This is a genomic window from Micromonospora sp. (genome assembly GCF_048594385.1).
In the GTDB taxonomy this organism is placed as follows: domain Bacteria; phylum Actinomycetota; class Actinomycetes; order Mycobacteriales; family Micromonosporaceae; genus Micromonospora; species Micromonospora wenchangensis.
In genome coordinates, this window is record NZ_JBMDWU010000384.1 from 1 (window position 1) to 9949 (window position 9949).

Here is a 9949-nt window from a genome sequence, read left to right on the forward strand (position 1 = left end):
GGCGGCGGCGGCCTCGAGCACGGCCGGCTCGGCCAGGCCGGTCAGCCGGGGCGCGATGACCGCCAGGGGGAGCGCGGCGCGGTCCAGCCGGGCCAACGACTCGGCGGCGGCGGGGCCGCGCAGCGCGAACCGGGAGCGGAACCGACGGGCCTCGGCCAGCACGCCGGGGCCCACCGGGAGGCGTTCGACGGCGGCGACCAGCCGGGCCCGGGAACGGGCGGCGGCCTCGGCCGGGTCGAGGGCGGGGGGCACCGGGCGGGCCGCGAACGCCCGCAGGTCGATCCAGCGCCAGGCGGCCAGCGCGACGGCACTGCCCGCCGCGCCCGCCCAGGCCGCGTCGGGCAACCCCAGCCCGGCGTACGGGGTCAGCACCGCCGCCGCGCCGGTGAGCCCACCGGCCAGGACGCTCCACCGGCGGGCGGAGCGCCGCAGCCGGCCCAGTCGACGGAAGTGTCGCGTTCGCTCGTCGGCCACCCGTACCTCCTCGTGCCGGCGGTCAGCCGGCGGTGGTGTCCCCCACGCCGCGGTCGCGGCTCATGCTGGCCCGGATCTCGTCCAGCCGGGCGGCGGCGGCCGGGTCGGCCGTCGGGGCGGCCGGCTGGGCCTGCTGCTGCGCCGACTGCTGCTCCTGCCGGCTGCCGAGCTGGTCGCCGGCCATGCTGGCCCGGATCTGCTCCAGCCGGGACGACCCGGCGCTGTCCAGCGTCGACTTCTGGATCTCCAGCATCCGTCCCTCGACGGAGTTGCCGGCCAGTTCGGCGCGGCCCATCGCGTTGGCGTAGCGGCGCTCGATGCGGTCCCGCACCTCGTCCAGCGAGGGGGTGTTGGCCGGTGCGGCCATCGACGACATCGATTCCAGCGATCGGGCCACGCTCTCCTGCATCTTGGCCTGTTCGAGCTGGCTGAGCAGCTTGGTGCGCTCGGCGAGCTTCTGCTGGAGGATCATGGAGTTGTTCTCGACCGCGCGGCGGGCCTGCGCGGCGGCCCCGATCGCCTGGTCGTGCAGGGTCTTGAGGTCCTCGGTGGCCTGCTCTGCGGAGACCAGCTGGGTGGCGAGCACCTGGGCGGACTGCTCGTAGCGGCCGGCCTCGGCCTCGTCGCCCTTGGCGCGGGCCTGGTCGGCGAGGACCAGCGCCTGCCGGGCGTTGCCCTGCAGCCGCTCGACCTCGGTCATCTGCCGGGAGAGTTTCATCTCCAGCTGCCGCTGGTTGCCGATCACCGCCGCCGCCTGCTGCACCAGCGCCTGGTGCTGACGCTGCGCGTCCTCGATGGCCTGCTGGATCTGCACCTTGGGATCGGCGTGCTCGTCGATCTTGGCACCGAACAGCGCCATCAGGTACTTCCAGCCCTTGACGAACGGGTTCGCCATCTCCGCGGTATCCCCTCAGTAGCGTCGCTGCGCCCCGGCCACACCCGGGACCGGGCGGGCCGCACGGCGCTCCCCCATCGTCGCAGGCGGACGCCAGCAGGGCCGTTCGTGACGCGGGGTGCTCCGGCGGCCTGCGATCAACACTACGCGGCGTCGGCCAGCCCGGCCACGGGACGGACGGCGGGTCAGGCGGCGCAGACCACGTCACGGTCGCTCGGGCGGACCCGGGCGCTGCGCAGGGTGGCCTTGAGGGGGGAATCCTGGCGGACCGAGACGGCGACCGCACCGTCGGTCGTCACCTGGCGCACGCCCCGACCGGTGGCCTTGCGCACCCCGGCGGCCGGACCGGCGGCGGCCGGCTCGTCCTGCACGGGCATGAGCACGCCCGGCAGCTGCTCGGCCAGCGCCACGGTGTCGCTCACCTCACGCAGCAACTCGGACAGGCGGGCGCCGAGCGCGTCGCAGATGGCGGCGAGCAGCGCGCTGGAGGGTTCCTTCTGGCCGCGCTCGATCTCGGAGAGGTAACCGAGGCTCACGTTGGCGGCGGTGGAGACCTCGCGCAGGGTGCGGTGCTGACCCTGGCGGCGCGCCCGAAGTGCGTCACCGATCACCCGGCGTAGCAGGACCATCGCACCTCCCCCTGACGGGATTTCACGCTCCGGGCGGATGGTCGCCCGCGCCGGACGCGGTGGACCGCGCCGCCGCCGACGCCGTACGCCGGAGCCTTCTCGCAACCGTACCCGTTGGTCGGCCCGGCGACATCCCACCCCGCCTGTCGGATCTGGACAACGCCGGTCAGCGCCGGCCCGCGCCGGCCGGGGGCACCACGGCCGCCGGTCCGGGGCGCGGGCCTGGCCCCGGCTCGGGAAACGCCCTGTGGATACGCGTCGCGAGCAGGCGTAACGCCTCGATCACCGCCGCCGCGCGGATGTGGTCGCGGCCCCCGTCGAGGTCGAGCCGGCGGACCACCGGGCCGCCCGGCCCGGCCACCGCGACATAGACCAGGCCGACCGGTCTGCCGTCCTGCGGCTCGGGACCGGCCACCCCGGTGGTCGACAGCCCCCAGTCGGCGGCGCAGCGCCGCCGGCCCCCCTCCGCCAGGGCGATGGCCACGTCCGGATCGACCGGTCCGCGTTCGGCCAGCAGATCCTCGGGTACGTCGGCCAGCCGCGCCTTTAGTTCCGTGGCGTAGGTCACCAGGCCGCCCCGGTAGACGGCGCTCACCCCGGCGATCTCCACGATCGCGGCGGCCAGCAGCCCGCCGGTCAGGGACTCGACGGTGGCCAGGGTCTGCTGCCGTTCGTGCAGGCTGTGCACCACGCCCGCCGCCGGGCTGCCTGCGGGTCGCTCGTGCTGCGCATCGGTGCCCATGTCGTCCTCCTTCCCCGAGGTCACCCTGCTACTCATCCCGGTCCGACCGATCGTCGGGTCCGCTGTCGCCCCGCCGGTGCGGCGGGCGCCCCGGGCCGGACAGCTCCCGCCCCGCCGGTGCCGGCGGGTGCCCCGGGCCGGTACCGGTGGGTCCGCTCCCGCCCCGCCGGGGTCAGCCGGTGAGGCCGGCGTCCCGGGCGAGCAGGGCGGCCTGGACCCGGTCGGCGACCCCGAGCTTGGCGAAGACGGCCGAGAGCTGGTTGCGGACCGTCTTCTCACTGAGCCCGAAGTGGCGGGCGATCCGGGCGTTGGTGTCACCGCCGGCCAACCTGCGCAGGATGTCCCGCTCGCGCGGGGTGAGCCGGTCGAACGGGGGCGGCAGCTCGACCGGCTGGCGGCGCAGGCTGGTCAGCACCTGTGGGCCGACCCGGGGACCGAGGACCAGTCCGCCGCCCGCCACCGTCCGCAGCGCGTCGACGATCACGTCCGGGTCGGTGTCCTTGAGCACGTAGCCCCGGGCACCGGCCCGCAGCGCCCGGCCGACCACGTCCTCGTCGTCGGTCATGGTCACCATCAGCACCCGGGTCTCCGGTCGGCCCTGGACGATCCGCCGGGTCGCCTCCACGCCGTCGCCGTCCGGCAGCGCCACGTCCATCGCGACCACCCCGACGGGTTCGGTCGACGCGATGCCGACCGCCTCGGCACAGGTGGCGGCCTCCAGCACGCCGTCGACCCAGGGCTCGCCCTCCAGCATCGTCCGCAGGCCCCGGCGGACCACCGGGTGGTCGTCCACGATCAGCACCCGCACCGCCCCGCCACGGGCCCCCTCTGCCGTCACTGCCCTCCCCCTCCCGCAGCACCGTCCGCCACCCAGGAGCCCTCGGTGATCAAGAGGTTCGCGTCATCCTCCGGGCGGATTCTGACGCAAACCTCTTGATCACCGTAAGCGGGCGGGGCGGGGGCGGAGGTGGGCGGGGTGGGAGACGGTGGGGTGGGGGGTAGGGGCAGGCGGACCCGGATCAAGGTGCCGTGCGGGTCCCGTTCGACGATGTCGCTGCCGCCGCCCAGCTCGGCGGCCCGTTCCCGGATCGAGTCCAGGCCGACACCGCCGGGTCGGCGGGCGACGATGCCCGTGCCGTCGTCGGACACCTCCACGACCAGCGCCCGGCCCCGGCGCACCACCACGTCGCAGCAGGTCGCCCCGGCGTGCCGGGCCGTGTTGGCGAGCGCCTCGCCGACGATCCGGTACGCCGCCACCTCCACCGCCGCCGGCAGCCCGTGCAGCGGGTCCGCCACGCTCAGCCGCACGGTGAGAGTCGGACCGTCGAAGCGCTGGCACTCGGCGCGCAGCGCCGACTCCAACCCCCGGTCCAGGGCCGCCGGGCGGAGCTGGTCGACCAGTTGGCGTACCTCGCCGGTGCAGGTGAGCAGGTCGTCGGCGAGCCCGTCGAGGATGCGGGCCAGCCGGGCCTGGTCGACGGCGGCGAGCTTACGGGCCGCGCGTACCTGCATCGACATGCCGGCCAGGGTCGGGCCGAGCCCGTCGTGCAGGTCCCGGCGCAGCCGGCGGCGCTCCTCCTCCCGGGCGGTGACCAGGCGTTCCCGGGAGTCGCGCAGGTCGCGGATCAGCCGGGCGGTAGCGGCGGCCACCGAGGCGTGCAGCGCGACGTCACTGAGCAGCCGCCGCTCCACCGGGGTGAACCGGGTGCCGGGTGCCCGGCGGGCCACCACCAGCCGTCCCACCCGCTCCCCGTGGGTCACCATGTCGAAGCGTTCCAGCTCGGTGGTGGCCCGGCCGTGCGCGGCGTGCACCCGGGCGGGCCGCCCGTCGTCGGGCTCCCCGCCGAGTTCCACCGCCACGTACGGCACCTGGAGCGAGCGGGCGATGGTGCCGGTCAGCAGCGGCAGCACCGCCTCCGGCTGGACCGTCCGCTCCAGCAGGTCACCGAGGCGGGCCAGCACCGCGTACGGCTCGTCGCGGTCGCCGTAGAGCAGCCGGTTCACCCCGCGCTGCACCCGCCGCCGCAGCGGTTCGAAGGTCACCGCGATCAGGCCGGTGGCCACCAGCGAGGCGTTCGAGGTGTCCCCGCGCAGCACCAGATCCCGCAGCAGGGCGACCACCCCGACGAACGCGGCGATCACCAGCAGGCTCATCACCAGCCAGACCAGGGTCCGGTTGATCACCTGTTCCAGGCCGTAGAGCCGGTAGCGGAGCACCGCCACCGTCATCGCGGCCGGGATCGCGATCACCATCAGCACCCACGCGCCGGAGAGGTTGAGCCAGTCCAGCAGGAAGCCGAGCAGGAACAGCACGCCGGCGGCCAGCAGGCAGGCGAGCTGCTGGCGGGCCTCGCCGACGGCCCGCCGAAAGCGTCGGGCGAGCCCCACCAGCACGGCGGCCACCAGCAGCAACTGCACCCCGACGGTCACTAGGGCGACCCGGACCAGCAGCCGCGCGGTCGGGTCGACGGCCGTCGTCGCGGACAGCAGCAAACCCCGGGGGTCGCTGGTCGCGGCCACCGCCAGCGCCACGGCCGCCACCGCCGTGGTGACCACCAGCCCGACCGCGACCGGCCGGAATCCCCGGCCCGGCAGCCGGCCGTCCGGGAAGACCAGCAGGGCCAGGAAGATCAGCCCGTACGGCGGCCACCAGAGCCACTGCCCCAGCCAGGCCAGCGGGGTGACCGCGGGCCAGCTCAACGCCAGCACCGCCGTCCCGGCGACGAGTCCGGCGGCCAGCATCAGCCGGCCGACCGGGTGACCGGGCAGCCCGGCGAGCACCAGCGCGCCGAGGGCGGTGAACGCGACCGCGATCGTGCCGGTCAGCGCCGCCGGCCCGAGCGCCGCCGGTTGCGGGTACCACCACTGCCCGGCCAGGACGAGCCCGGCGACGACCAGGCCCGCCCCGGCCAGGACCCGGCGGGACGGGGACAGTGCGGCGATCGGCAACGGCACGGCAGGCCCTCCCGGGGTTGGTCGTCGGTGGTGGGATCGGGTGGGTCAGTCGGCCCAGCCGGCGGCGTGCATCGCGTTGTGCAGCCAGTTGCCGGTGTCGTGTTCGAGGTGTTCCGGCAGGGCGCCGATGATCTCGGACAGGTCCGGGTCGTCGAGCCGGGGCAGCTCGGACAGCGCCCGCTCCAGCGAGATGCGGGACCGGGCGAGCACGTCGGGATGGTCGTGGATGTACTGCGTCACGTGCGCGATCACCGCGGTCAGCCGCTGCCGGACGACGTCGGGCACCGCCGGGCCGGTGCCGGCCTGCAACGCCTCCAGCCGCCAGTCGGCGGAGAAGACCGGGTGCAGCCGTCGGCCGGTGACGTCGAAGAACTCGACCGCCCCGGCGAGCTTCTCGCCGTGGTCGGCGGTCGACAGCAGGTCGGCCAGGTTCTGGTACACGTGGCAGAACGTGTCGTTGGTGGCGATCAACAGGATCCGTCGGTCGTCGCCGGCGTTCGGCATCATGCTCACTCCTCGGGTGCCGTGCGCGGACGGGCGGGGCCGTCCCCCGGCACCCGTCCGCCGCAGCGTAGGTGGTCGACCGTCCACAGTGGCACCGTCGGGCGGACCGGCGGGGTGGACGGTCGCGCCATCGTCACCCGCCGGCTGTCCCGCCGACCCGGGTCGGATGTCCCGGCCCGGCGGGACCGATCGGACGGCGACCCCGGCCGGCGACCCGGGGGAAGCGCGGCCCGCAGGCGGGGGCAGGGCCCCGGACCCGCGACGCGGGGGAAGGGCCCCGGCCGGCCCGGCGGGCGGGGGAAGGGTCCCACCCGCTCGGGCCGACGGGGCCCTCCCGGTCGACGCGCGGTCAGCCCGCCGGGTGCACGCTCACCGTGGTCGCGCGGGTCATGTCGGTCGCCGCGGTCACCTCCGGCAGCCCCTCGGTGTGCCCGCCGGAACGCACCCGGGACGACCAGTGGTCGTAGCGCTGGCCGAGCTGCCCGACCCGGACGAACGCCGCGCTGGCCAGGCAGGCGCTCAGCGGGTCACGCGGCTTGTCCGGCACGCTGGCCTGGACGCAGCCGGCACCGTACTGGCCCTGGTCCCGCAGCGGGTCGAAGCCCGACCGCTCCCCGTCGCACGGGTTCCAGTCGAACGTCTGGACGCAGTCGGCGTAGTTCTCCACCGCCTGCGTCATCGCGTTACGCAGGTGCTGGTGTGCCGCCTGGTCGCCGTCGCTGCGCGGACGGGTGTAGTCGGCGGGCAACCCCTGGCCGCCGAAGAGCAGGCCGGCGAGGCTGTCGTCGAGTTCCAGCGCGGTCCCCCAGCCCAGTTCGGTGTACGCCTGCAACAGCCGCAGCGCGTCGGAGACCGCCTTGCCCTTCTGCCAGAGCACCCGGGACACCTCCCAGGTGTCGCTGCTCGGCGGGTTCGGCCCGGTGCCGGCCCGCATCACCCGGTAGAAGTACTTCTGCCGGCCGGACAGCATCGCGGCGGCCTTGCTGCGGGCGGACGTCGCCTGGGTGGCGACGACCGGGATCGCCGCCGACTCGAACGCCGGCTTGTACGTCCCCGCCCACCGGTCGGTGAGGTACTTGTTCTCGTCGTAGCAGTAGCCCTGCGGGATGGGGGAACGGACGTCCCACGAGCAGAACGTGCCGATGGGGAACACGCGGGTGGCGGTCTGCACCTCCTGCCAGTCCCCGCCGGCCCACTTCACCCGCGACCGCAGGGTGATCTGGAGGTCGCCGGTGGTGGTCTGGAACCGGGGTCCCTCGTGCTCCTCCACGTTGACGAAGTTCGCGTCGTAGCAGGTGGAGAACTCCGGGGCGTGTCCCGGCGGCATGGCGTGGCGGGCCAGGTGGAACGCGTTGGGCAGGTTGCTCCGGCGTACCGTCGACGGGATCGGCCGGCCGACCCGGGTCGGGCCGCACCCGCCGATCGACTCGGTCTCGGGAATCCGGTTCGCCGCCGGGAGTTCCTGGTCCGGGCTGCCCCACATGTCGTGCACCGGCAGGGTGTCGCTGCCGTTCCAGACCACCGCCTTGCGGACGTTCTCCACCTGGGCGTTCCAGCCGGCGACCGCGGTGCGGTAGTCGGCCATCAGCGCGGTGAACAACGGGTTGGTGCCGCCGTCGGCGGTCGGCTGGCTGAACTGCCGGACCCGTTCGTTGATGGTCCGCCCGGTCTCGGCGACGGCGTCGCCCCGCCCGGCGGCCACCTGGGCGGCGAACTGCGGGTTCTCCAGTTGCAGGATGTTGTAGACCCGGGCGGCGGTGGACCAGGCGGCGGCGTTGGCGACCGGGCCGACCGTCCAGGTGCCGCCGACCCGGTTACGCGCCCACTGGCCGAGGTAGTTGATCGAGCCGGCGGGCAGGTGGGTGTCGAGCACGCTGACCGGGTCGGCGAGGCTGGTGCCGGCCGGCGCGGTGAAGGTGCCCTCGTCGGAGGCGTTGACGGTGGCGAAGGTGAAGGTCGGCGACTCGGCCTTCGGGAAGTAGGTGCCCAGGTAGTCCGGGATCGGCTGCCCGGTGATCTCCTTGTGGTGCACGTACGTGGTGATCACCGAGTTGAGCTGGCTCTTGGCGATGTTCTCCAGGGCCACGTGGGTGGCGAGCGCCATCGAGTCGACCTTGCGTTCGATGGTCTGCAACTGGGTGGCGATCCGGCCCAGGTTGGCGCGTACCTCGTCGAGTCCCTTGGTGAGGGCGTCGAGCTGGGCGACCAGCCCGGCGTACATCTCCTTGAGCGCCGACTCGATCCGGTCGAACCGCTTGTCGATCCCCTTGGCCAGCCGGTCGATCTGCTGGCGCAGCTTGCCGATCTCCGCCTGGATCGCGGCGTTCGGGTCGCCGCCCCCGGCGAACAGGCCGATCAGGCTCACCGCCGCGCCGAGCAGGTTGCCGGTCAGCACGGCCGTGCCCATCGCCGTGGCGGCCATGGTCAGCCCCTGCCCGAGCACCGTCGTCACGTACGTGTTGATCGCGGTCACCGAGGTCACCACGGCCTTGCCGATGGTCTCCAACTGCTTGCCGAACTTCTTGTCGACGAAGCCGACCAGGGTGGACAGCACCGTGACGGTGGAACCGAGACCCTCGAAGATCTTGCGGTTGGACTCGGTCTTCGCCTTCTCCGCGTCGATGACCGCCTGGCTCGGCTTCGGGTCCTGGTTGAGCGGGTACGTGTTGGCGTAGCTGACCACCTCGGTGATCCGGTTGTTGCCGTCGGTGTCGAGCACCTTCAGCGTCGCGTACGCCCGCTCCTGCACCAGCGCCTTGAAGGCGGTCGCGTCACCGCGGACGTCGCGGATCGCGGACAGCGGCACGTAGTAGCCGAGGGTGCCGGTGTTGCCGTCGGCGCGCGGCTCGTGGATCCGCGCGGCCAGCAACCCGTCGACCGGGGTACGCACCCCGGTGCCGGTGCGCCCGGCGAACGCGCTGTCCCAGCCGGTGGCCAGCGCGTCGTCGGTGGCGGCCCGGCGGTGCAGCTCCCGCCAGGTGTCCTGGGTCAGGTCCCGGGAGCGGGCGTTCCACGCCGCGTCCTGGTAGCCGCCCCGGACCAGGTTCAGCGCGTCCGGCACCACGTTCGCGCCCTCCGCGCCGACCGTGCTGGTCAGGAACGCCCGCACCGCCGGGCCGGTGGTCACCGCGCCGCTGGACCCGGCGAGCCGGGCCAGCACCGCCATCGCCACGGCGAACCGGGACCGGTCCTCGGCCCGCGCGTCGCTGACCGCCGCGTCGGCGACCGCCCGGGTGGTGGCCACGTGCCCGGCCACCTGCGTCGCGTCGGCACCCGGCTGGGCGCTACGCCAGTCCAGCAGCTCGGCGGTGAGCAGGGCGTCCTTCAACCCGGCCGCCCCGGCGTCGCGGAGCTGCACCACCGCCCCGAACAGCGCCCCGTGCACCGCCTGCTCGTCGAACGGCACCGGGTCGGCGGCCCGGGCCGGAGTCTGGTGCATGGTGACCGCCAGCACCGCCGTCAGGCCGGCCGCCCACAGCCGGCGGCTGCGCCACCCGCCGCCCGGGGACCGCCCCCGGGTGTGTCTCGTCGCTGTCCCCACCGCTGCTCCTCCCGCCACCGGGCGCAACCCCGCCCGCCGTCACCGGGCGTCGACCCGGCCGGGCCGACGCCGCACCGGCCGCAGGGGTCGGTGCGGTGACGACTCTGCGGGGCGGGACGTCCCGACCGGCAGGGACAGCCGTCCCGGCGCCCCGGGGGTACCGGGCGGCGGGTGAGCGGGGGGGGGGGGGGGCCGGGCGGGCCGGGGGC

General features: G+C 74.8%; 7 protein-coding genes and 1 pseudogene. All 8 read right to left on the reverse strand.

The features are described from left to right. Positions 1-474, reverse strand: a pseudogene (locus tag ACOJTC_RS20510) (hypothetical protein); the annotation flags it as partial. A 22-nt stretch (positions 475-496) separates the two neighbouring features. Next, positions 497-1369 carry a PspA/IM30 family protein gene (locus tag ACOJTC_RS20515; RefSeq protein ID WP_420118091.1) on the reverse strand — a complete coding sequence of 291 codons (873 nt, stop codon included), beginning with the start codon at positions 1367-1369 and terminating at the stop codon, positions 497-499. 185 nt (positions 1370-1554) lie between these two features. Next, a complete protein-coding gene (locus ACOJTC_RS20520) occupies positions 1555-1998 on the reverse strand; it encodes a helix-turn-helix domain-containing protein (protein WP_420118092.1) in 444 nt (147 codons plus the stop codon). Between the two features lie 166 nt (positions 1999-2164). After that, complete coding sequence (locus tag ACOJTC_RS20525; RefSeq protein ID WP_420118093.1) at positions 2165-2740, reverse strand: CinA family protein; 576 nt, start codon at positions 2738-2740, stop codon at positions 2165-2167. A gap of 172 nt (positions 2741-2912) precedes the next feature. Next, positions 2913-3578 (reverse strand): response regulator transcription factor, encoded by a 666-nt coding sequence (locus tag ACOJTC_RS20530; RefSeq protein ID WP_307826080.1) that lies wholly within the window; start codon positions 3576-3578, stop codon positions 2913-2915. Beyond that, positions 3575-5695, reverse strand: coding sequence for a sensor histidine kinase (locus ACOJTC_RS20535; protein WP_420118094.1), 2121 nt, complete (start codon positions 5693-5695; stop codon positions 3575-3577). The genes ACOJTC_RS20530 and ACOJTC_RS20535 overlap by 4 nt, the downstream gene beginning before the upstream one ends. 45 nt (positions 5696-5740) lie before the next feature. Beyond that, on the reverse strand, positions 5741-6202 hold the full coding sequence (locus ACOJTC_RS20540) for a hypothetical protein (RefSeq protein ID WP_204923910.1): 462 nt from the start codon (positions 6200-6202) through the stop codon (positions 5741-5743). A gap of 346 nt (positions 6203-6548) precedes the next feature. Further along, positions 6549-9740 carry a hypothetical protein gene (locus ACOJTC_RS20545; RefSeq protein ID WP_420118095.1) on the reverse strand — a complete coding sequence of 1064 codons (3192 nt, stop codon included), beginning with the start codon at positions 9738-9740 and terminating at the stop codon, positions 6549-6551. Between the last annotated feature and the right edge of the window lie 209 nt (positions 9741-9949).